21 protein-coding genes are annotated in these 21,781 nt (G+C 40.9%); 10 read left to right on the plus strand and 11 right to left on the minus strand.

Annotation, left to right across the window (positions count from 1 at the left end):
- The first annotated feature begins 42 nt into the window (after window positions 1-42).
- Together NSQ25_RS13335 and NSQ25_RS13340 are read left to right on the plus strand one after the other, a co-directional pair.
- Window positions 43-804, plus strand: a complete 762-nt coding sequence (locus NSQ25_RS13335; protein ID WP_326136159.1) for an ABC transporter ATP-binding protein — start codon at window positions 43-45, stop codon at window positions 802-804.
- Window positions 794-2,731: an ABC transporter permease gene (locus NSQ25_RS13340; RefSeq protein ID WP_326136158.1), complete on the plus strand. Its 1,938-nt coding sequence runs from the start codon at window positions 794-796 to the stop codon at window positions 2,729-2,731. The genes NSQ25_RS13335 and NSQ25_RS13340 overlap by 11 nt, the downstream gene beginning before the upstream one ends.
- Window positions 2,732-2,769: 38 nt before the next feature.
- Here NSQ25_RS13340 and NSQ25_RS13345 read toward each other — a convergent pair whose 3' ends face one another.
- Together NSQ25_RS13345 and NSQ25_RS13350 are read right to left on the minus strand one after the other, a co-directional pair.
- Complete coding sequence (locus tag NSQ25_RS13345; protein WP_326136157.1) at window positions 2,770-4,122, minus strand: amidohydrolase family protein; 1,353 nt, start codon at window positions 4,120-4,122, stop codon at window positions 2,770-2,772.
- 103 nt (window positions 4,123-4,225) lie between these two features.
- A complete protein-coding gene (locus NSQ25_RS13350; RefSeq protein ID WP_326136156.1) occupies window positions 4,226-4,813 on the minus strand; it encodes an NAD(P)H-dependent oxidoreductase in 588 nt (195 codons plus the stop codon).
- Between the two features lie 116 nt (window positions 4,814-4,929).
- Between NSQ25_RS13350 and NSQ25_RS13355 the strand changes: the two genes are divergently transcribed.
- On the plus strand, window positions 4,930-5,361 hold the full coding sequence (locus NSQ25_RS13355) for a MarR family transcriptional regulator (protein ID WP_087976526.1): 432 nt from the start codon (window positions 4,930-4,932) through the stop codon (window positions 5,359-5,361).
- 120 nt (window positions 5,362-5,481) lie between these two features.
- Here the strand turns inward: NSQ25_RS13355 and NSQ25_RS13360 are convergent, their stop codons facing one another.
- The 5 genes from NSQ25_RS13360 to NSQ25_RS13380 all read right to left on the minus strand — a co-directional run bounded on the left by NSQ25_RS13360 (window position 5,482) and on the right by NSQ25_RS13380 (window position 10,690).
- A complete protein-coding gene (locus NSQ25_RS13360; RefSeq protein WP_326136155.1) occupies window positions 5,482-6,096 on the minus strand; it encodes a LysE/ArgO family amino acid transporter in 615 nt (204 codons plus the stop codon).
- Window positions 6,097-6,225: 129 nt separating this feature from the next.
- Window positions 6,226-7,809 (minus strand): acyl--CoA ligase, encoded by a 1,584-nt coding sequence (locus tag NSQ25_RS13365; protein ID WP_076840291.1) that lies wholly within the window; start codon window positions 7,807-7,809, stop codon window positions 6,226-6,228.
- A gap of 226 nt (window positions 7,810-8,035) precedes the next feature.
- Window positions 8,036-8,248, minus strand: coding sequence for an alpha/beta-type small acid-soluble spore protein (locus NSQ25_RS13370; RefSeq protein WP_024424829.1), 213 nt, complete (start codon window positions 8,246-8,248; stop codon window positions 8,036-8,038).
- Window positions 8,249-8,337: 89 nt separating this feature from the next.
- Entirely contained in the window at window positions 8,338-9,543 is a 1,206-nt protein-coding gene (thiI, locus tag NSQ25_RS13375) for a tRNA uracil 4-sulfurtransferase ThiI (RefSeq protein ID WP_280806383.1), read from the minus strand.
- Window positions 9,544-9,547: 4 nt separating this feature from the next.
- On the minus strand, window positions 9,548-10,690 hold the full coding sequence (locus NSQ25_RS13380) for a cysteine desulfurase family protein (protein ID WP_326136154.1): 1,143 nt from the start codon (window positions 10,688-10,690) through the stop codon (window positions 9,548-9,550).
- Window positions 10,691-10,876: 186 nt separating this feature from the next.
- Between NSQ25_RS13380 and brnQ (NSQ25_RS13385) the strand changes: the two genes are divergently transcribed.
- The gene (gene brnQ / locus NSQ25_RS13385; protein WP_214755488.1) at window positions 10,877-12,217 is read left to right on the plus strand and encodes a branched-chain amino acid transport system II carrier protein; all 1,341 of its coding nucleotides are present in this window, start codon (window positions 10,877-10,879) and stop codon (window positions 12,215-12,217) included.
- Between the two features lie 215 nt (window positions 12,218-12,432).
- Window positions 12,433-13,776, plus strand: coding sequence for a branched-chain amino acid transport system II carrier protein (gene brnQ, locus NSQ25_RS13390; RefSeq protein WP_120208805.1), 1,344 nt, complete (start codon window positions 12,433-12,435; stop codon window positions 13,774-13,776).
- 41 nt (window positions 13,777-13,817) lie between these two features.
- Here the strand turns inward: brnQ (NSQ25_RS13390) and ezrA are convergent, their stop codons facing one another.
- The gene (gene ezrA / locus NSQ25_RS13395; protein ID WP_280806381.1) at window positions 13,818-15,521 is read right to left on the minus strand and encodes a septation ring formation regulator EzrA; all 1,704 of its coding nucleotides are present in this window, start codon (window positions 15,519-15,521) and stop codon (window positions 13,818-13,820) included.
- 340 nt (window positions 15,522-15,861) lie between these two features.
- Here ezrA and hisJ point away from each other — a divergent pair, with 340 nt between their 5' ends.
- Window positions 15,862-16,677: a histidinol-phosphatase HisJ gene (gene hisJ, locus NSQ25_RS13400; RefSeq protein ID WP_034279551.1), complete on the plus strand. Its 816-nt coding sequence runs from the start codon at window positions 15,862-15,864 to the stop codon at window positions 16,675-16,677.
- On the opposite strand, the gene refZ is transcribed toward hisJ, so the two are convergent.
- Entirely contained in the window at window positions 16,647-17,312 is a 666-nt protein-coding gene (gene refZ, locus NSQ25_RS13405) for a forespore capture DNA-binding protein RefZ (RefSeq protein ID WP_024426169.1), read from the minus strand. The two genes, hisJ and refZ, sit on opposite strands and share 31 nt — an antisense overlap.
- 126 nt (window positions 17,313-17,438) lie before the next feature.
- Between refZ and NSQ25_RS13410 the strand changes: the two genes are divergently transcribed.
- From NSQ25_RS13410 to NSQ25_RS13420, 3 genes are all read left to right on the plus strand, one after another.
- Window positions 17,439-17,936 carry a GAF domain-containing protein gene (locus NSQ25_RS13410; protein WP_034279549.1) on the plus strand — a complete coding sequence of 166 codons (498 nt, stop codon included), beginning with the start codon at window positions 17,439-17,441 and terminating at the stop codon, window positions 17,934-17,936.
- Between the two features lie 303 nt (window positions 17,937-18,239).
- The gene (rpsD, locus tag NSQ25_RS13415; protein ID WP_024424838.1) at window positions 18,240-18,842 is read left to right on the plus strand and encodes a 30S ribosomal protein S4; all 603 of its coding nucleotides are present in this window, start codon (window positions 18,240-18,242) and stop codon (window positions 18,840-18,842) included.
- A 296-nt stretch (window positions 18,843-19,138) separates the two neighbouring features.
- Entirely contained in the window at window positions 19,139-19,693 is a 555-nt protein-coding gene (locus NSQ25_RS13420; protein ID WP_034279547.1) for a hypothetical protein, read from the plus strand.
- A 44-nt stretch (window positions 19,694-19,737) separates the two neighbouring features.
- On the opposite strand, the gene NSQ25_RS13425 is transcribed toward NSQ25_RS13420, so the two are convergent.
- Together NSQ25_RS13425 and NSQ25_RS13430 are read right to left on the minus strand one after the other, a co-directional pair.
- Window positions 19,738-20,304: a cysteine hydrolase family protein gene (locus NSQ25_RS13425; protein WP_034279545.1), complete on the minus strand. Its 567-nt coding sequence runs from the start codon at window positions 20,302-20,304 to the stop codon at window positions 19,738-19,740.
- Window positions 20,305-20,500: 196 nt separating this feature from the next.
- Entirely contained in the window at window positions 20,501-21,142 is a 642-nt protein-coding gene (locus NSQ25_RS13430) for a triacylglycerol lipase (protein ID WP_326136153.1), read from the minus strand.
- A gap of 209 nt (window positions 21,143-21,351) precedes the next feature.
- On the opposite strand from NSQ25_RS13430, the gene NSQ25_RS13435 reads away from it, so the two are divergent.
- On the plus strand, window positions 21,352-21,708 hold the full coding sequence (locus NSQ25_RS13435) for an antibiotic biosynthesis monooxygenase (protein ID WP_326136152.1): 357 nt from the start codon (window positions 21,352-21,354) through the stop codon (window positions 21,706-21,708).
- Window positions 21,709-21,781: the final 73 nt, after the last annotated feature.

Below are 21,781 nucleotides of genomic sequence, written 5' to 3' on the forward strand. Positions count from 1 at the left end.
TTATACTAGAGTTATCAATTAAAAGAAAAAGGGGTTCAGCAAATGAACATTTTAGAAGCTCGCAAAATTTATAAAAGCTACGGAAATAAATTCAATAAACAAGAGGTGCTGAGCGGCATTGATTTGACCATTGAAGCCGGGGAATTTGTCAGTATCATGGGGCCATCAGGCTCGGGGAAAACAACCCTTCTGAACGTATTGTCCTCTATCGATTATGTGTCCAGCGGATCCATTCGTATTGCAGAAGCTGAGATGACGCAAATGAAGGATCAGCAGCTTGCTGAATTTAGAAAAAAGCAGCTTGGCTTTGTTTTTCAGGATTATAATTTACTTGATACACTCACAGTCAAAGAAAACATCCTTTTGCCTTTATCCATCTCCAAAACGCCAAAAAAAGAAGCTTTTGAACGTTTTCAGCAGCTCGCAGAAGATATGGGGATTTATGAACTAAGAGACAAATACCCGAATGAACTCTCTGGCGGACAAAAGCAGCGGACATCGGCGGTTCGTGCCTTCATTCATGAACCAAGTCTTATTTTCGCTGATGAACCTACAGGGGCACTTGATTCCAAATCTGCATCTGACCTGCTCAACAAGCTGCAAGATTTCAATCGCAAACGAAAAGCGACCATTGTGATGGTGACACATGATCCTGTCGCAGCCAGCTATTCAAGCCGCGTCATTTTTATCAAGGACGGACAGATTTATACACAGTTGAATAAAGGCGCTTTAGAAAGAAAAATGTTTTTCGAGGATATTATGAAAACGCAAGGTGTCTTAGGCGGTGTGAAGCATGAACATTAATCAGCTCATCTTCCGTAATCTGAAGAAAAATTTGAAGAATTACTATTTATATGTGTTTGCTCTCGTGTTTAGTGTCGCGCTCTATTTTTCCTTTGTCACCTTGCAGTACTCACCAGCACTTGATGGTGTAAAAGGCTCCATTAAAGGCGGCGCTTCCATTAAAGCCGCTTCAGTTCTGCTCATTGCGATCGTCGGTATTTTCCTGCTATATGCGAATAGCATTTTTATTAAGCGCAGAGGAAAAGAAATAGGTCTCTTACAGCTCATTGGTATGACGAAACAAAAAATTGCCAGACTGCTCAATGCAGAAAACTTTATCCTATACGTGACCGCCATGGTTATCGGCATCATTGCCGGCTTTATCGGTTCAAAGCTGATGCTGATGGTGTTATTTAAAGTGACTGGTGTTAACGCCATCGCCAATCTACATTTTTCAGGTATGGCCCTTCTGCAAACACTTATTGTCTTTTTCATTATCTATGGATTGATTATGCTGAGAAATAGGCGTTTTATTAAAAAACAGACGATTTTATCTTTGTTTAGAACAACATCTTCGACAGAACAGCGTGTGAAAAAGATCTCTGTGTTTGAAATCATCATTGGGGTTTTCGGTATTGTCTTGATCAGCTCAGGCTATTATATTTCTTCTAAGCTTTTTACCGGCTCGTATACGTCGAAGCTTGAGTTACTTTTAGCCATGATTTATATTCTAGCCTCTGTCATTATCGGTACCTTTCTTTTTTATAAAGGCTCTGTTTCTTTCATTGCCAATATTGTACGTAAAAGAAAAAATGGCTATCTCGCCATTCATGAAGTCCTGTCTCTGTCATCCATTATGTTCCGGCTAAAATCAAATGCACTGCTTTTAACGATTATTACAACCGTATCTGCACTTGCCATCGGTTTGCTGGCCCTTAGCTACATTTCCTATTACTCAGCAGAAAAAACCGCTAATCAGATAATCCCAGCTCATTTCGTCATGGGCTCAGAAAAAGAAGCAGCAACCTTCACTCGTGCACTTTCTGACAAACATATTGCTTATGATCAAAAGCAGTTCAAAGTGATTCAAGCGGATTTTGATGCGAAAAAAATCATGGATACAGAGTTGAAAAATATGAAGAATAAACCAGGCGTATTGACACTGCCCGTGATCAGCGAGAAAAATGCACCAAATATTCATGTGGAGAAAAGCGAAGTGATTTTAAGCGGCTACAGTGATCTATTAAAGAAATTCATGCCGATTCAAAGCTCAGGCGATGTGAAGCTTCTCATCAAGAAACCGCTTGATTTGAAAGTCATAGATATGAAGAAAGATTATCTCATTTCTTACAACTTCACTTTTGGCGGTCTGCCTGTTGCAGTCGTGAGTCAAGATGTTTTTGAGCAGCTCGACAAAATGAAAGATCCTAAATTGCAGCTTGAGAATAGCCAATATATCGCAGTCAATATAAAAGATGATCAAAATCTTGAACAAGCAAATCGCGTGTTTACATCTTTAAAACTAGGTGACAACAGCATGTCTCAACTAGCTTCAGCTCAGCAGCAAAAGCAGACAATAGGACTAATGATGTTTGTGGTCGGATTTTTAGGTCTCAGCTTTCTTGTCACATCAGGCTGTATTTTATACTTTAAACAAATGAATGAAAGTGAAGAGGAACAAAGCTCCTACACAATCTTGCGTAAGCTTGGTTTTACTGAGAAAGATCTATTAAAAGGCATCCGGCTTAAACAGCTGTTTAACTTTGGGATTCCACTCATCGTCGGATTGCTTCACAGCTACTTTGCTGTACAATCAGGCTGGTTTTTATTCGGCGGAGAATTGTGGACTCCAATGCTTATCGTCATGTTGATTTACACTGTCTTATATTCTGTTTTCGGATTCCTGTCTGTCCAATATTATAAAAAGGTCATCAAAGAATCCTTGTAATCAATTCCCCACAGGCATCGCCTATGGGGTTATTTTATTTACGAAGGTGTCGATTCAAACTTGTGTGATAAAATATGGTCTCTTGCTGCATAAGCTTTTCGTTTGACCTCTTCTAGGTTCACATCGACAAGCTTTCCGTTCTGTTTCACTGCTTTTCCAGCAACATAAACGGAATCAACATTTGAAGGATGTGCCGTTTGGACGACCGCTCCAGCCGGATCTGTCATCGGAAGAAGATTCATGCTTGTCCGATCGATCAGAATGAAATCAGCTTCTTTCCCAGGTGTAAGCGACCCAATTTTATGATCGAGCTGTAATGCACGAGCGCCATTGATCGTCGCAGCTTCAAGCATTTGATAAGCTGACAGCCCAAGTTCAGGCCCCGGCATGATTCCATCCATTAACAACGATTGATTTTGGATCGCGCGCTCTGCCTGAAGCCCGAATTTCATTTGAGCAAACAAATCTCCTCCTGTTGCTGTCACTACGTCTACACCGAGTGTTGGAAGAACACCTTGTTCAATCGCAAGTCCTGTGACAGGATAACCGTGACCCATCATCATTTCAATTTCAGGTGTAATGGATATGGAGCTTCCGCTGTCTGCCAGCATCTTCATTTGATCCGCATCGATTGCATTAATATGCACCATGTTCAAATCCGGCCCGAGTAACCCTGCTTTGTGAAGCCGCTCAATCGATCGATCCTCCGCTCCCCAATTCCCAAAGCCAATGTGCATACTGCATAGAGCATCTAGAGACCGGGCTGTTTCAATTTCAAATACCGACGTCTCCCATGAAGAAAACTCTGGACCACGAATCGCAACTCCCATTGTTAAAAGCTGATCTGATGATTGAAAATGCGCTTTTTTCACACGTGCTGCGTCCTCCATATTGGTGAGCGTACTCTCTCTATCCCAATATTCAGCATCTCCAGAGGAACCAAAAGCAAAAACAGCTCGTATGCCCGCATCTTTTAATCCTTCAATGAGCTCTTCTGTATGATCCATTGAATTGATCATCGTCCAGTCTAAAAATGTGGTCACGCCTGCATCTAAAGCCTCTAATGCCCCTAAATAATTGGCGATTCGATCGTCGGATGGGCGTCTCATCGCTCCATAGTTGCCATAATAGATTTTGCTCAAATATGTCTGCAAAGACCAATCCGTCCCTATGCCCCGGATGACAGACTGCCACACATGCCGATGTGTATCTACAAGACCTGGCATGATGACCATATCAGATGCATCAACGATGTCTGCATCACTTACATCAATTGAAGGTCCAACTTCTAAAATATGTTTCCCTTCAATTAATAAATCTCCCTTTTCAAAAAAACCTAAAGATGGATCCAGTGTTAAGAGAGCTGCATCTTTAAACAATGTTTTCTTCATCCATATCCCCCTTTTCAAATGACGAGGATGAGTGACCCCGCCTCAATGTTATTTTAAAACAGAAAAGGATCAAATTAGAAGAAAAGTGACTTGCTCCAATATGTTAAGAGCTGGTGTTTCTGAAATAGTTGTATGTGCGTTTTAATTTGATGTCACGCTTCCCTTTTGGACTTTCCATCATCCCAAACTCAAAGAACTTCACAGGTTTGATTCCGACATATTGTAAGAGAGCTCGTTTCATTAACATCTTGTGCGCATTTTGTAAAAAGAACAAAGGGTAGTTGGTTGGTCCTTGCATTGTCGATACACAAACGGCGCTTTTCCCTTTTAATAATCCTTCTGGTAGCAGACCGCCTGTTTGGCGATAGGCGAAATTCGCAGCAAACATGCGGTCAATAAAGCCAAGGAGCATAGCTGGCGGCCGCCCCCACCAAATGGGATAAACGAACACGATTTTGTCTGCCCACTTGATCTTATCCTGATACACCTGAATATCAGGGTCCTTATGCATATCTCGTCTTTTTTTCTCTTCATTAAAAACAAGCACAGGATCAAATTTTTCTTGATATAAATCGATGATTTTCACTTCTTGAACGATTGGATTATCTTCACTGCCTCTTACAATTTCTTTTAAAAAAGCACCATTTAAACTATTGTGATGAGGATGAGTATAGATAATGAGTACATTCATATTTTTCTCCTTTAGTTATCATTTGATAACAAAACAATACACCCCACCCAACTAGTTGTCAAATGATAATTGTTTTTTGATAATAAATTTGGTATGTTACGGAGGAGGTGATCATCATGCAACATCCACATTTCTTCAAGGAATTCGTCGCATTTGCTTCTACTTTTTCAGAGTTAAAACATGACTTGATGAGCAAAGTCAAACCACCAGAATTAACACCCTTACAATATTTGATTTTAGAGCAGCTAGCGGTCAGCGAACCGCTTACCCCTAGTGAAATCGCAGACTGCCAGCATATGTCTCTTCCAAATGTCAGCAGAGAACTGAAAAAGCTGCACGAAAAACAATTCATTGTTAGAGAAGAAGACCGTAATGACAAACGAAAGCATGTCATTATACTTTCTGACAAAGGCCGTGCCTGTATGAACGAAGCCTTCCAGCATATCGAAAGGGTGCTAATAGACAGCCTATCTTCCTCAGATATAGAACAAATGGATGATATCGTACAAGCTCTCCGTCTATTAAATCAAACGATATTCAAAAAATGACCCAATGAAAAAGCATGAGCGCTACGCTCATGCAGGATTGGGCTGCTGCACTTCCAACTTGACAAAAAAAAGCGCAGGATCATTACATCCAAACGCTTCTTTGTTCGATTCTCATGTACCTTACACAATCAATTGATACGCAATGTATAACGCTACCAGCCAGATCATGACCGCCGAAGCCTTATTGATACGGTTCATCCATTTGCCGTTTGTATCTAACTTTCCTAATATCTTCCCTAAAAGGGCGAGCCCCATAAACCATAACCAGGACACGATGATACAGGCAAGTGTAAACGCCAGCTTTTCTGCCCCGCTATATTGCAGCGAATTCATACCAATGACACCAATTGTATCGAGAATCGCATGGGGATTTAAAAGAGAAACTGAACAGGCAAATACAATTTGTTTTCTTGCAGGCATTAATTTCTGCTTCTCTTGATCACCTGATGATGAGCTTGTGTTCCATACAGACCATCCCATATAAACTAAAAAACAAAAACCAATGATATAAAGACCAATTTGCAGCACTGGAATGGTAAACACCACAACAGAAACACCTATGACAGCTAAAGCAATTAAAAGTGTGTCACAAAGAGCAGCCGTGATGACAACAGGCATAGCCCGATATAATCGAGGCTGCAGCGCTCCTTGTTGAAATACAAATACATTTTGAGCGCCCAAAGGTAAAATAAGACCAAAGGCAAGCACAATTCCATGAATGATTGCAATGGACATCTACTAACATTCTCCTTTTTCAGTAATTCCTACACATTTTAACATATAACATCATGCCCGCTTTCAACGAATTTGATATTTCATACAAAAAAAGCGCCGGATGCTTCCATCCGAACGCTTCTCGCTTCTTTATGATTGACCTTTTCGTGCAAGCTCTCTTTCTCTCAGCTCTACACGGCGAATTTTCGCTGACGGTGTTTTTGGCAGTTCGTCAATGAATTCGATTTCTCTTGGGTATTTGTACGGTGCTGTTGTGTTTTTCACATGTGTTTGCAGCTCTTTGATCAGTTCATCACTTTGATCAGTTCCATCACGAAGGACGACGTATGCTTTCACGATTGATCCTCTGATTTCATCTGGGCTCGCCACAACTGCACATTCCTTCACTGCTGGATGCTTGATCAGCGCATCTTCTACTTCAAACGGTCCAATCGTATAGCCTGAGCTGACAATGATGTCATCTCTGCGGCTTTCAAACCAGAAGTACCCATCTTCGTCTTTTTTCGCGCGGTCACCCGTAATAAAGTAATTGCCGCGGCGCTGCGCCTTTGTACGCTCTTCGTCTTTGTAGTATTCCTTAAATAAAGCCGGCGTTTCAAGATGGACCGCAATGTCACCAATTTCTCCAGGTGCGCAGACGTTTCCATCCTCATCAATGATGTCTACTTCGTTGCCAGGGGTTGGTTTTCCCATACTGCCTGGCTTGATGTCCATTCCTTTTAGCACCCCTACGAGCAGTGTGCTTTCAGTTTGGCCATAGCCGTCTCGTACTTCTATATCGAAATGCTTTTTGAATGTATCAATGACTTCACGGTTCAGCGGCTCTCCCGCAGAAACAGCACTATGCAGATTTGGCAGCTTGTACTGACTCAAATCATCTACTTTTGCCATAAAGCGGTATTCTGTCGGTGTACAGCATAGGACATTGATTTCATTTTTTTGAAGCAGCTCTAAGTATGTATTTGGATTGAATTTTCCTCCATACACAAAGCCTTCTGCTCCACTTCCTAACACAGATAAGAGGGGACTCCACACCCATTTTTGCCAGCCTGGTCCTGCTGTTGCCCATACTTTATCTCCTTCATTAATGGAGAGCCATGCTTTTGCAGCTGTGCGTAAATGTGCATACGCCCATCCGTGTGTATGAACAACCCCTTTTGGATTCCCTGTTGTACCTGATGTGTAGGATAAAAACGCCATGTCTGTGCGCTTTGTATCTGCCAATTCAAGTTCGTTTGATTGCTCTTCTTTTTGCGCTAGAATGTTTCTCCAGCCATGATCGTTTTCACCGATTGAGAATGTTTTAAAATCGTTTGGCTGTTTGGTTCCGTCGAACGATTGAATGAATGAAGAGTAAACGATCGCTCCCTTTGCTTCTGCATGTTCAATTCGATAATCTATATCTTTTGCACGCAGCATTTCTGAACAAGGAATCACGACCATTCCTGTTTTCAAAATCGCTAAATAAATGCTGTATGCCTCGAGCATGCGCGGCACCATCACAATGATTTTATCGCCTTTTTTGAAGCCTGCTTTTAATAAAACATGTCCAATTTTATTTGCCTCTTCCACTAATGCTGCATACGTCACATGCGCTTCGTGGCCATTGCCGTCCTGCCAGTGCAGGGCCATTTTCTCCTTGTCATGACTGAACGCTTCAATCTCGCTGACTAAGTTATATTGTTCTGGTGCAATTAAGTCTTCTCTTTTCATGGTACAGCTCCTTTTAGCCTCTTTCTTATGAAACGAAACATGTTTCAATTTACCTATTCTAACACTCATAACTGAAAAATGCTTGAATTAGGACCTACTCCTAGTATTATGCCATAATTTTTTTCATCCGTCTTCTTTTTTTAAAATATTCTAACTATTTATATGTACAAAAAGAAAAGAGCGGGAAGGATCCCGCTCATAAGCCATAGCTTTTAAATTGTGTGTCTTAGAAAGATCCGCCACCCATATGTTGTTGAGCGTAAGATACAAGACGCTTAGTGATTTCTCCACCAACTGATCCGTTAGCGCGAGATGTAGTTTCTGCACCAAGGTTTACACCAAATTCAGAAGCGATTTCGTACTTCATTTGGTCGATAGCTTGTGCAGCGCCTGGTACTAGTAATTGGTTAGAACTGCTTTGTCTGTTTTGTTGAGCCATGTGTTCTCACCTCCTTGTGAATATAGAATGTGTAGAAACACATGACTTCATGCGATTGATTTTATGGTAATTATTATGAAATTTTCGTTTTAGAATAAATCAGCGAATTCGTCTGCCGCTTTCTTTTCATTTGTCACAATAATTGTTTCAATTTGCTCTACTGCCTCGTCCAGCATCGGCTCGAAATCAGCAAAGCTTTCGTAGCGTTCTACCTTCTCAAGCTTTGGTTTTGTTTTAGGAGACGGCGGCGTAAAGATCGTGCAGCAATCCTCGAAAGGCTGAATACTTGTATCGTATGTGCCAATTCGTCTCGCTTCATCAATAATGTCATTTTTATCGACAGCAATAAGCGGGCGGATGATTGGTGTATTGGTCACATGGTTAATAGCATACATGCTTTCAAGTGTCTGACTTGCCACTTGACCAAGGCTTTCTCCGGTAATAATCGCAAGGGCATCGCGCTTTTCTCTTATTTTGTCAGCTATTTTCAGCATCATTCTTCTTGTTGATGTCATCGTATAGTTTTCAGGTACTTGTTTATGGATCAGCTCTTGAATTTTTGTAAAAGGTACGATGTGAAGCTTCACTTCGCCTCCATATGCTGCCAGGCATTCTGCAAGATCAATGACCTTTTGTTTGGCACGTTCACTTGTATACGGCGGGCTAAAGAAATGCACAGCTTCAATTTCAATTCCGCGTTTCATTGCTTGATAGCCGGCAACTGGGCTGTCAAAGCCGCCTGAAAGCATGAGCATCGCTCTTCCGCTAGAACCGACCGGCAGTCCGCCTGCACCTTTGACATCTTTAAATGTAATGTACGTTGCTTGCTCTCTGATTTCAATGCGTAAATGCACATCCGGCTGTTTCACATTGACCGTTAAGTTTTCCGTATTCTTTAGAACATGTCCGCCAATTTCTCGGTTCATTTCATTTGAATCAAGTTCAAATTGTTTATAAGAGCGTTTCGTTGAGACTTTAAATGTATTTCCTTGTTCATACACTTCCTGTACCGCTGTTAGTGCCGCTTCTTTAATCTCATCTAGATTCGTCTCACATTTAACCGCAAGACTAAAGCTCTGAATACCAAATACACTTTTGAGCTGCTCTGAAATCGGTTCAGGGTCTTCTCCGTTTAGCATAATCGTGATGCGGTCTCTATCAGATGCAAACTTTAATGCTTCAAAATCCTTTAAGACGAACCGAATGTGCTTTCTTAGTTTTTCAATAAATTTCTTTCTATTCTTCCCTTTTGTTGAGATTTCACCAAAACGGACTAAAATATGATCATATTTCATGCTGTTATCTCATTCCTTTTAATTTTTTCACACTTTGTGCGATCGATGTGATGATTTGCGGCGTTAGCTCTGGTCCTTGTCCATACGTCAAGCTGATTCTCATACTGCTTTTGGCTATTTCTTCTGGTTTTCCCATTGCCAGCAGTACACGGCTTGGCTCTTTTTTCTTGGCTGAGCAGGCAGAGGTTGTAGAAACATATATGCCTTCTTTTTCAAGCATATGGAGGAGGACTTCAATTTGAATACCCGGCACTGAAAAATTCACAATGTGCGGCGCACTTTGTGCCCTCGGTGTATTCATCACAATACCTTCTATCTCTCCAAGCTGTTTTTGCAGCTGCGTTTTTAAGTTCAGCATCTCATCATGATGCTTGTCAAGCTGTTCAAATGATTGTTTCATGGCTTTTGCTAAGCTGACAGCTCCAGCAGGGTTTTCAGTACCTGAACGAAGCCCTAATTCCTGCTCTCCTCCAGTAATGAAAGGGGCGAGAGTGACATCTTTCTTTAAAAAGAGTGCTCCAGTGCCTTTTAAACCATGAATTTTATGGCCTGACATCGTCAAAATGTCTACATCCAGCTGTTTATTGAGTGCGACCTTGCACATTCCCTGCACCCCGTCGACATGAAAAAGTGCGTTTTCGGCATGCTCGCGAATAATGCCAGCAGCTTCTTCAATTGGCTGGATGGCACCGGTTTCGTTATTGACGTGCATCATGCTGACAAGCACTGTATCAGGGCGAAGCACTTCTTTTAAATGAGTCATATCTGCATGGCCATGCTCATTTACTTGAATATAGGAGATGTCAAAGCCAAATAACGCCTTCAGCTGTTCAAACGATTCAATAACAGAAGGATGCTCAATTGCTGTGGTCACAATATGCTTGCCCCGGTTCATTTTGGCAAGTGCTGCCCCTTTAATGGCAATGTTATTCGCTTCTGTTGCACCAGAAGTAAAAATAATCTCATATTGTTTCAAGCACGTGTAGTGAAGCATTTGTTTTCTCGTTTCATTTAACAGCCGGCTTGCATCAATTCCGAGCTGATGAAGCGAAGATGGATTTCCAAAATAACGCTCACTCACTTGCTGATATACTTGTAAAACCTCAGGGTACGGTTTTGTGGTTGCACTATTATCAAGATACATCATGGCGAAACTCCTTATCCTCTTGCGTTTAACTAATATGATCCGAATTCCTTTTATTTCAATATAAAGCGGTATATTGACAACCTCATCAATTCACTATATCATGCATAGTGCCATTGTCATATTTTTTCCTAAATTGACAGAATATTTAAACATGGCGGAAAAATAAAATAATAGGGGGATAACCTTATGAATAATAAGTTAAGTCAAACAGACACATTAGCCATCGGCTTAATGTTGTTTGCACTCTTTTTCGGCGCAGGCAATATGATATTCCCTCCTGTACTTGGACAGTACGCAGGTGAAAACGTATGGCTTGCGATCGGTGGATTTTTACTGACAGGAGTTGGACTTCCGCTCTTAGGTGTCATCGCCGTTGCCCTGACAGGAACTGGTGCAAAAGGGCTTGCTGACAAAGCTCATCCAACATTCGGTACCATTTTCACCGTCATTTTATATTTATCCATTGGGCCTTTCTTTGCGATCCCTCGTACTGGAACGGTTTCTTATGAAATTGGGCTGGCGCCGTTTCTGTCTGAAGCGCAGTCTGAATCATGGATTCCATTATTCTTGTTTTCGATTGCTTTTTTCGGCATTACCTATGCTCTTGCTTTAAATCCATCGAAGCTTGTTGACCGAATCGGTAAAATTTTAACACCAATTTTACTCGCTGTCATTGCTTTAATTGTGATCAAAGCGATTGCGACACCAATGGGTGGAATTGGCAGTCCGCATCCAACCTATGAAGGAAGCCCGCTGTTTACCGGCTTTTTAGAAGGCTACAAAACGATGGATGCTCTTGCTTCGATCGTTTTCGGAATTGTCGTTGTCACGGCTGTGAAAGAGCGCGGTATGACAGATCGTAAATCGATTGCCGCAGCCTGTATTAAAGCTGGGCTTGTCGCAGCTGCTGGACTAGCTCTTGTGTACATATCACTCGCTTATGTCGGAGCGTCAAGTCCTGAGGCAACAGGTATGGTCGGGGCAAATGAAGGCGGAAAACTCCTTTCGCTTGCGGCGAACTTTTTATTTGGTTCTGCTGGTAATATTGTGCTAGGGGCTGCGATTTTATTTGCATGTTTGACCACAAGTATTGGACTGGTTTCATCCTGCGGGGAATATTTTTCTTCACTATTTCCACGCTTTTCTTATCGTACAGTTGTTTTAGTTGTATCTTTATTCAGTACAGTTGTAGCAAACCTTGGACTAGCGCAAATTATTTCGCTCTCTGTTCCGGTTCTTGTTGCGATTTATCCGTTAGCCATCGTGATCATTCTCTTATCTTTTCTTGATCGCTGGATCAACGGAAGACGGATTATTTATATCGCTTCACTCATTTTTACAGGTATCTTTGCCGTAATCGACGGGTTAGTGGCAGCGAAGATTCCTCTTGGCGGATTAAATAAAATTTTAGAAGCTACTGTTCCTTTATACAAACTTGGGATAGGCTGGGCTATCCCTGCCGTACTTGGAGCCATTATTGGTCTTCTTATTTCTTTGTTTACGAGTCCACCTAAACAGCCTGCTTAATCAAGCATCAAAACTAAAAACATCCCTTTCCATAAGAGAAAGGGATGTTTTTTTATGTTCTTCATATACTAAAATAGAAAAATTCATGACTTTTGTATGAAAACACATGTTGACATCAGACGTACATCCTTTATAATTAGTGAATGTTAATGAAGAACCGTTTTAGCAGCTAATTAACAGAATATTTCAACATAATATTGGAGGCTTTATATTCAATGAAGGCAACATTGTCGACGAAAGATACGATTATTATAGGTTTTATGTTATTTGCTTTATTCTTCGGCGCCGGAAATATGATTTATCCACCAGAGCTTGGGCAATATGCCGGAACAAATGTATGGAAAGCAATGGGCGGATTTTTATTAACAGGTGTCGGTTTACCTCTACTCGGGATTATTGCAATTGCTTTAACAGGGCGTGATGCAAAAGGACTTGCAGATAAGGCTCACCCAGTGTTTGGAACAGCATTCACCGTCATTTTATATTTATCCATTGGACCGCTTTTCGCTATTCCACGTACAGGAACAGTTTCGTATGAGATTGGGGCATTACCATTTTTATCAAGTGTACCAGCTTGGCTGTCCCTTCTTTTATTTACACTCGTCTTTTTCGGTATTACGTATTACCTTGCTTTAAATCCAACGAAAATCGTGGATCGTGTAGGGAAAATATTAACACCGATTAAATTTACGATCATTTTTATTATCATTGTTAAAGCCATTTTGACACCGATGGGCGTCATTGGTACACCAGATGTATCTTATAGCAACGGATCGTTTTTCAAAGGATTTTTAGAGGGCTATAAAACGATGGATGCTCTTGCTTCTATTGTATTTGGAATTGTTGTCATCAACGCGATTAAAGGACGCGGTGTGACAAGTAAAAAGGCACTGGCTTCTGCTTGTATCAAAGCGGGTTTGATTGCAGCTGCTGGATTAACCTTCGTTTACCTGTCACTTGCGTATCTAGGTGCTTCTAGTACACATGCCATTGGATTCGTTGGAGATGGAAGCAAAATCTTAGCTCAGTCTTCTCAGTTCCTTTTCGGCAGTCTAGGAAATATTGTGTTAGGTGCTGCCATCACAGTCGCTTGTTTAACAACAAGTATCGGTCTTGTCACATCATGCGGAGAGTACTTCTCAAAGTTACTTCCTAAGCTTTCTTATAAAATGGTCGTGACACTTGTTACATTATTTAGTTTCATTATTTCTAACTTTGGACTTGCTCATATTGTTGCTTTCTCTGTTCCAGTCTTAACAGCGATTTATCCGCTGGCGATTGTGATCATCGTTCTATCACTTGCTGATAAATGGCTTGGACATAGAAGACCAGTATATGTCCTATCGTTAATTTTAACAGGGTGCATCAGCTTATTTGACGGCTTAGCAGCAGCAAAGCTTCCAATCGGTCCAGTAAAAGACATTTTCCAAACAGTGCTGCCTTTTTATGACCTTGGCATTGGCTGGCTTGTCCCTGCGATACTTGGGGTCGCCATTGGGTTCGTGATCTCACTTTTCACTTCTTCTGCTTCAGAAGAACGCCAGAAACAGGCATCATAATACAAAAAAAGCTGAAGTCCTATCAATGGACTTCAGCTTTTTTATTGATGCTGATATTCTTTTTCGTGCTGAGCTAATAGCTTCTGAACGGCTCCAGGTGATGCTTTTTCAACAGCTGAGGCTGCTACATCAAATGAACCGTTATAATCGTACGCATAAAATCTTCGCTCTGCCTCTTTTAATTGTTCTGAAAGAATATGATTTTGGCTTCTAAAACGATTGCCATATTGAATGATTCGTTCAATTTGATCCACTTTAGTGAGCATTTCTTCCGTCTCATTCACAGCATGTCTCACTGTGTCAGAGGCTTCTTTTAATTGCCCATTTACGGCTGGCATGTTAAGCGGCAGGTTCTCCAGCTGCTCGTGCACTTGCTGAATCATCTCCTGCGCTTTTTCAGCCTGCTCTTTCATGTCAGCAGGTACACCTGGAATATTGCTTTTTTGCAGCTGACGCACTGTATCTGTCAGCATCGTTTTGAGCTCAGCCAGTGTTTCTCTCGCTTGCAGCTCTTCTTTTCTTAATGATTGAAGATGATCCTTAAATGTATCATGCAATGTTTTTGCATCATCGATAAAGGTCTCAAGCTGATTGATTTCATTCATTAATAGTGAATATGCGACATGATCACGATCAAGCTTCTCGCGAATTTGTTTCATGAGCTTTTCAATTTCTTCTAAGCGTTTTTCGAACGCCTTCTGTTGATCAAGCTCTCCGGCTGTCAGTTTGTAGCTTTCTTTTACAAGAGCTGTTTCTGCCTTGGTTTGGGTGTGATCCTGCTCGAGCTTTTCAAATGCTTCCGTCAGCTCAGGCATTTTACTTTTGATTTCCTGACCTGCTTCTACTTCCGCTTCCAGCTGATCATACAGCGTCTGAATGGCATCATCAATCATTTGCAAAATGCTTGATGCTTCTTCCAGATTGAGTTCATCAATCAGTAGTTTTTCCGCACGGGTCAGCTGTTTGTTTAAGTTCTCAAGCTCTTTAGTGATCTGGATGTGCTCGAGCTTGTAGCCTTTGTCTGTCATTTCTTTATATCCGTCTTTCAGCTTCGTCAGCTGGCCTGGTACGGTTTGTTTACAGTCTGCAATGAGCTTCGGTACATCATTGATATACAGCTGAAGCTGATCGAGTCTGCGGTCTTGCTCAAGCAAAATCTTTCTTGCTTTCATATAGTTGCCGTTTTCTGTCTCTTCTTCGTACTGCTTGATCCCTTCCCAGGCTTCATCTAAGTCCTGCTCCATTTTGTCATAAAGGGTGCCGTATAAATGGCTGTACGCAAGCAGATTTTTTCGAACTGTTTGATATTGTTCTTTGACCTTTTCAATGTCCTTGCGATTTTGCTCCTCGCTTGTGACAAGGTCTGCAATTTCTTTTAAAATGTCTTCAATGTTCGAATCAGCAGCACTCAGCAAGTCCTCAATGTGCGTAAGAACCTGCTTGGCTTTGGAGAATCGATATTTATCAGAATACTCTTCTGCATCATATAATAGCTCCTCTACCTTTGGAAGATGGGCTGTGACGATATCGTCCCACTCTGCACGCCATCTTTCAAAAAATTGCTCTGTTTCTCCGGTCATTTTTAAATGTTTGATCTTTGAAATTTCTTCTACAATTGATCTGTTTAAAATTTCAATTTTCCATGCTTCCAATCGGTCAATCTCTTTATATATATTTTTTCGCAGGAAATAACCGACTGAAAACAAAGCAAGCAAAATGACAATTAAACCGATGATTAACTCCATAATGAGCCCCCTTGTTGTGATCTAAGTGATGTCAGGGTAAAAGTGTCCCGAGTAGACCTGAGAACCCTTTCGTGTCCGCTTTGCATTTGTTTTTTATAAGCAGGATCGTATGTTTTCCAATACCATCCATTCACGGTTTTATGTATGTTTTTTCAAGAAAGTATTTGTGCGCTTTCTATCATTTGATCACACGTATCAATGTGACCTGCTTTTATGTATGCGGAAGCTGTCGTTTTCATTGTTATTATGATACCATGTAACCAGCATTTTTGGTCATGATTTTTCATTATTTTCGCTGATAAACATCACGTTTTTCAAAATATCGACAAGAGGTGACGACATGCTGAAACAAGATGCACATCTACATACACCGTTTTGCCCGCACGGTTCGCTTGATTCTTTTCATTCTTATATTGAAAAAGCCATTAAAAAGGGATTTGATTCCATAACCTTTACCGAGCATGCCCCGCTGCCTCCATCGTTTCAAGATCCAACACCTGAGCAGGATAGTGCCATGAAGCTCCAAGACCTTGAAGCGTATATAACGAAACTGGCTCAGCTGAAACAAGAATACAAAGGACAATTAATAGTAAAAACTGGGCTTGAGGTTGACTTTATCAAAGAGTATGAAGAGGAAACAAGAACCTTTTTAGACTGCTACGGTCCAGAACTAGACGACGCCATTTTATCTGTTCACTTTCTTCCTGCTGGCGATGATTATATTTGCCTTGATTTTGACGAGCATGCCTTCCAGCAGCTAATAAGCATCTATGGCAGCATCGAACAGGTCTATCAAAGCTACTATGACCAAATTCATTCTTCTATTCTATCATCTTTAGGCCAATATAAGCCAAAGAGAATCGGTCATATCACCCTTGTCCAGAAATTCAAACAGCTTTTTCCATATGAAATGTCACCTGAACTTTGTCAAAAGGTCACCCTTTGCCTTGAAGAAACGGCAAAAAAAGGCATGTCCTTAGATTTTAATACATCAGGTCTTCGTAAAACATATGCCAGAAGTATCTATTTAGATCAATGGATGATAGACCTTGCAAAAAAGAAAAAAATTCCGCTCATATTCGGCTCTGATGCCCATCAAGCGGAAGATCTCGGATATGCGTATGATCAATTCGAGGACATCATGAGGTTCAGATGAGAATCTAGTGCCGGCTCTTTTGGTTCTAACAGATAATGAAGCGAGCGGCTCAGCTCCTTAAAGTACATTTGATAGAAATACGGCTCACTTGGGTTCAAATAAAGCACCTCTGTTAAATATTGCGGCTGTAAATATGGCATCATGAGAAGTGATTTAAGCTGAATCATAAAGGATGCGAGTGAAAGCTGCTCACAAATAACATGGGTGCTTTTTCCTTTTTCAATGATGAGCTGAAACAAATACTTTTCTTTTGTTAAATATGTCGACATGATTTCTCTGATGAGTGTCGAATCAATCGTCACCTCCCGATAAACGAAACGGGTTAATTGACGGTGCTTGTGCTGATAAGATAAAATATCAAAAACCACATGTAGTAAGCATTCTTTTGCATGACGGGTTTCCATGTGATGGAGATGTGATTCAATCATGTGAATGTAACCTTCATAAAAATCGGATACGAGCTGCTCAAGCAGCCCTCCTTTTCCTTGAAAGTAATAAGAAATGTGGGCAACGTTGACGTTTGCTTCCTTCGCAATCTCACGGACAGAGGTTCCAGAAAATCCTTTTTGGTTAAAAAGTCTGATGGCAGCATCCATAATACGGTCTTTTGTTTGCACGGTTGTTGATGTTTTCATCCGCTCACCCCTCTTCATGTGTACATACTTCAAGATGAAGGCGGAAGTTCCTTTTACAATTGCTCGACAAATCCCACATGCGAGACGCAAGTTATGTATTTTTAAGATAGAAAGTAGGAGATTTTCATGTTTCATGTCGAAAAACAGTCTGGCGATCCTTCAAAAGACTATCAATTGCTTGTCAAACAGGTAGAAGCCATTACAGATGGTGAACCTGATCTGATTGCCAACTTGGCAAATGCAGCTGCGCTGCTCTATCATTCACTTCCTGAAGTCAATTGGGCAGGGTTTTATTTAGCAAAGGGCGGCGAGCTTGTGCTTGGACCATTTAACGGACTGCCTGCATGTGTGCGCATCCCTTCTGGAAAAGGTGTTTGCGGTACAGCGTTTGCGACAGGTGAAGTGCAGCGTATCGCTGATGTCCATGCATTCCCTGGACATATTGCCTGTGACGCAGCATCGCAATCTGAAATAGTCATTCCGCTCAAGGTCAATGGACAGATCATTGGGGTGCTCGATATTGACAGCCCTGTGAAAGACCGCTTCAGTGAAGTAGATGAGTCCTACCTTATTCAATTTACAGAAATTCTCCAACAGGCGTTATCCGTCTCTATGGATGCGTAATCATGCAGAAAAAGCAGGCACATTGTCTGCTTTTTTATGTTTCTTTATATAATGGAGAACGTCACCTCTGCCTCTAAATAGGTTGACTTCTCCTATCCAGCGTCATATAATAGAGTTTGTGTGAAATATGGCAGCCTTTTTGTTCGGCTTTTTTGTATCATTTTGTTCCTTCTATATTATGAAGGTGCATCTTGTAACTCCCTGCTGCTGGAGCGAGGATGCATGAAAACATAATGACGAAAAAGAGGAAGAACAGACGGTTTTTATTTTTCACAAATAAAAACAATAAGGAGGAGTCACATTATGGCTCGCTATACAGGTCCAAGTTGGAAGATTTCCCGCCGTTTAGGCATTTCATTAAGCGGAACAGGTAAGGAACTTGAAAAACGCCCTTACGCTCCAGGCCCACATGGTCCAGGACAACGCAAAAAACTATCTGAATACGGTTTACAATTACAAGAGAAGCAAAAGCTTCGTCACATGTACGGTGTCAACGAACGTCAATTCCGTACACTATATGATAAAGCTGCTAAACTTCCTGGTAAACAAGGTGAAAACTTCATGATCCTTCTTGAAACTCGCCTTGACAACCTAGTATACCGTCTTGGCCTTGCTCGTACTCGCCGCCAAGCTCGTCAGCTAGTAAACCATGGTCACATCCTTGTTGATGGAAGCCGTGTAGACATCCCATCTTTCTCTGTGAAACCAGGTCAAACGATTGCTCTTCGTGAGAAATCTCAAAACCTTGCAGTAGTGAAAGAATCAGTTGAAGTAAACAACTTCGTTCCTGAATACCTTTCTTTCGATGCTGAAAAGCTTGAAGGAACTTTCACTCGTCTTCCAGAGCGTTCTGAATTAGCGCCTGAAATCAGCGAACAACTAATCGTTGAGTTCTACTCTCGTTAATTTCTTTACTTCTCTAAGAGAGAGCAAAAAAACCCTAGATCCCTTGATTGTTCAAGGATTTCTAGGGTTTTTTGTATGTTCTCAATTATACATGAAATCATTTGAAGTCATCTTCCATTTTCAATACTTATTTTCCCCGGCTGCCTGCTCCATTCTTACTTCAATCAAACCTGTCTCTATTTTTATATACAAATATAGGAAACATTTCATTGAAGTGCCTTTTATCTATTGGTACAATCATGATAGATGACATATCAGTCGTTTGGTCTTCTATAGTACGCAGATGGAGGAGTTCCATGTATAGTATTACAATCATTCTATTCTTACTTTTAATCTTGGCAATGATTGCCTATTCTCTTCTAAGAAAAAAACAGATTATCGATGAGCCGCCCAATAGATTTGCTGCAAGTCTGTTTATCTTTCTGCTCTTTTTTTCTATCTGCTTTGTGATCGCGGTTCCAAGTCTATTGCTATACATCACTGTTCTAGGCGTGAATTTTCTTTTTGGAGAAACCATCACGTATGATTCGTTTTTTTCTTTGATCTCTTTCTCTTTGTTAGTAAGTGTTATCGTCGTTTTTTGGTCACCTGTCCTTCTATTCATAGGAAAAGGACTGGCTTATCTCCTTAAGCTTCCTGTATGGCTCACTTATACTTTGGAATGGGTGAGTTCTTGGATCGTTTTACATCTCTCTATCAAGTATGTCCTTTACTTAAATTTAATGAATGTATCGATAGGGGATTCCGGCGTATTGATTTTATCATTCTTTGTCAGTTTTTTAATTATTGAGATTGATCTCGTTTACTCACGTAAGAAACAACGAAAACAATCGCTGGACACATATCATTAGCATGAAAAAAGCTCCTAGATCTCTTTCTAGGAGCTTTCAAACTTTTATTCTTGACTTGTCCATTTTGCGATGAGCTGCTCTGTTGTCATGACAGTCGCAAATTCATCATGCAGGGTTGCAAGTGAGAGCCGGTGGATCGTTTCTGGGTCAAAATATGTACCATTTTGATCTGTTAGTCCAAAGGCGGCTGTTGCATCTGAGATCAGATACGTATCAAAGCCAAGATTTCCGCTCATTCTTGTGGTTGTTGATACGCAGTGAGGGGTTGTTAATCCTGCGATCACGACCGTGTCAACCTGGTTTGATCTTAGATGTTCCTCTAAGTTAGTACCAATAAAGCTGCTGTTGACTTTCTTTTGTATCACCATTTCTTCCTCTAGCGGTTTAGCCAAATCTTTGAAAAGGTGCCCTTCATTTGCTGGATGAAATACAGAGTCCGGATTGTTGGATGTATGCTGAATATGAATCACTTTCCAGCCTTTCTCTCGCCAAAACGTTAATAGCCGGCTAATATTCTCCTCTGCCTCTAGGTTATTGCGTTCTCCCCATTTTTCATGCTCGAACGCTTTTTGTACATCTACAATGATGAAAGCCTTTTGATTCGTTTTCACAAACGCCCACCTCCGAATATTCACATTCACTACATGTAGTGTAAGGAATGGCGATCGTTTTGTACATGTTTTTATTCAGCTATGTACGATGGTCTGTTTGTGTATCATCGTTTTGCCACCCTTTTCAATATCTCTAGCTGCCATATGCCAGCTGACATCAAAAAAGACAGCATATGCCGCTGTCTTTTTTCGTTTTTTAATTCGTATTCTGTCCTCCGCCGTTCAGTCCTTCTTTAATATACCCTTTCACTTGGCTTGAGGTTAATAGACCGATATGACCAACGCCATGGATCAGGATGTTTCTTGCGCCAATTAAACGAGAGAGGCTGTTGACGACAATAAGATCTGCCGAGCTATAGACGGATGTGTAAAGAATTTTTTGATTTGGATCTGTGCCTGGTAATGCTCTGCTTGAAACGAGTCCGTTTGCTCCACCAATTGTGACAACGTTCTCAATTTTATCGCCGCCATCTAGATTCTTAATATAGTATAGCGTGTTCGCCCCGCCCATACTATGAGCCACAATATCTACTTTTTTGGCACCCGTTTTGTCTAACACATCTTTGACGAATCTCGATAGACGCGGACCATTGTTGCGGTTATTTCCTGTTTTGTCTATGAAATCAATAGCATATAATTGGTTTCGATCCCAGCCTTGTGTGGCCAAATAACTTTTAATAGAAAAAAAGTTATAAGAGGCACCGCCAATGCCGTGCACCATCACAACCGGATTATGCTCAGCCGCCTTCACCTCTTTCGGCTGGATAAAAGCCATTGAACCAATCACCAATGCAAGCGCAATGAGAATTTGCAAACTCCTTTTCTTAACAAAGATCACTTTCATTCCCCCTTATTCATCTTATACGACTCTATTTTATACAAGAAAAATATGTCAGAAAAGTGAACAAGGTAATGTTTATGAGATGATTTTACATAAATATAAATAATCAAAAAGCACCTTGGACTTTTTTAAATTAAAACAAAAAGACTACGAGACTCTCTTTCTTTCATATATAATGTCAATAGACAAAAGGAGGTTCTACTTAGATGCTATTTACTCAAACACCTGCACCACCCTATTATGCCGTGATTTTCACATCAAAACGAACAAATGTCGAACAGAAACAATACGATGCGGCCGCTCAAAAAATGGAAGAATTAGCGAAAGATCTAGATGGGTTTCTTGGAATAGAAAGTGTACGAGATGAACATGGTGTTGGAATCACTGTCTCTTACTGGGATTCATTAGCAGCCATCAAAGAATGGAAAGCACACACAGCACATCAGCGTGTTCAAAAAAAGGGGGAAAAAGATTGGTATGAATCCTATACAACTCGAATTTGTAAGGTAGAACATGCTTATACAAACAAAGATTCACTCCTTGAACAAGAAGCAGACGAATGAGCTACTTCTACATAAAAAAAACACCTCAATGTATACGAACATTTGAGGTGCTTTTCCATGATGCTTACTGTTT

It is taken from the genome of Bacillus sp. FSL R5-0512 (genome assembly GCF_038593295.1).
GTDB classification, from domain to species: domain Bacteria; phylum Bacillota; class Bacilli; order Bacillales; family Bacillaceae; genus Bacillus; species Bacillus safensis.

Excerpts from the sequence above, each read along its gene's own strand:
- NSQ25_RS13335 (WP_326136159.1), top strand. The coding sequence starts at position 43 with ATGAACATTTTAGAAGCTCGCAAAATTTATAAAAGCTACGGAAATAAA.
- NSQ25_RS13340 (WP_326136158.1), top strand. The coding sequence starts at position 794 with ATGAACATTAATCAGCTCATCTTCCGTAATCTGAAGAAAAATTTGAAG.
- NSQ25_RS13345 (WP_326136157.1), bottom strand. The coding sequence starts at position 4,122 with ATGAAGAAAACATTGTTTAAAGATGCAGCTCTCTTAACACTGGATCCA.
- NSQ25_RS13350 (WP_326136156.1), bottom strand. The coding sequence starts at position 4,813 with ATGAATGTACTCATTATCTATACTCATCCTCATCACAATAGTTTAAAT.
- NSQ25_RS13355 (WP_087976526.1), top strand. The coding sequence starts at position 4,930 with ATGCAACATCCACATTTCTTCAAGGAATTCGTCGCATTTGCTTCTACT.
- NSQ25_RS13360 (WP_326136155.1), bottom strand. The coding sequence starts at position 6,096 with ATGTCCATTGCAATCATTCATGGAATTGTGCTTGCCTTTGGTCTTATT.
- NSQ25_RS13365 (WP_076840291.1), bottom strand. The coding sequence starts at position 7,809 with ATGAAAAGAGAAGACTTAATTGCACCAGAACAATATAACTTAGTCAGC.
- NSQ25_RS13370 (WP_024424829.1), bottom strand. The coding sequence starts at position 8,248 with ATGGCTCAACAAAACAGACAAAGCAGTTCTAACCAATTACTAGTACCA.
- thiI (WP_280806383.1), bottom strand. The coding sequence starts at position 9,543 with ATGAAATATGATCATATTTTAGTCCGTTTTGGTGAAATCTCAACAAAA.
- NSQ25_RS13380 (WP_326136154.1), bottom strand. The coding sequence starts at position 10,690 with ATGATGTATCTTGATAATAGTGCAACCACAAAACCGTACCCTGAGGTT.
- brnQ (WP_214755488.1), top strand. The coding sequence starts at position 10,877 with ATGAATAATAAGTTAAGTCAAACAGACACATTAGCCATCGGCTTAATG.
- brnQ (WP_120208805.1), top strand. The coding sequence starts at position 12,433 with ATGAAGGCAACATTGTCGACGAAAGATACGATTATTATAGGTTTTATG.
- ezrA (WP_280806381.1), bottom strand. The coding sequence starts at position 15,521 with ATGGAGTTAATCATCGGTTTAATTGTCATTTTGCTTGCTTTGTTTTCA.
- hisJ (WP_034279551.1), top strand. The coding sequence starts at position 15,862 with ATGCTGAAACAAGATGCACATCTACATACACCGTTTTGCCCGCACGGT.
- refZ (WP_024426169.1), bottom strand. The coding sequence starts at position 17,312 with ATGAAAACATCAACAACCGTGCAAACAAAAGACCGTATTATGGATGCT.
- NSQ25_RS13410 (WP_034279549.1), top strand. The coding sequence starts at position 17,439 with ATGTTTCATGTCGAAAAACAGTCTGGCGATCCTTCAAAAGACTATCAA.
- rpsD (WP_024424838.1), top strand. The coding sequence starts at position 18,240 with ATGGCTCGCTATACAGGTCCAAGTTGGAAGATTTCCCGCCGTTTAGGC.
- NSQ25_RS13420 (WP_034279547.1), top strand. The coding sequence starts at position 19,139 with ATGTATAGTATTACAATCATTCTATTCTTACTTTTAATCTTGGCAATG.
- NSQ25_RS13435 (WP_326136152.1), top strand. The coding sequence starts at position 21,352 with ATGCTATTTACTCAAACACCTGCACCACCCTATTATGCCGTGATTTTC.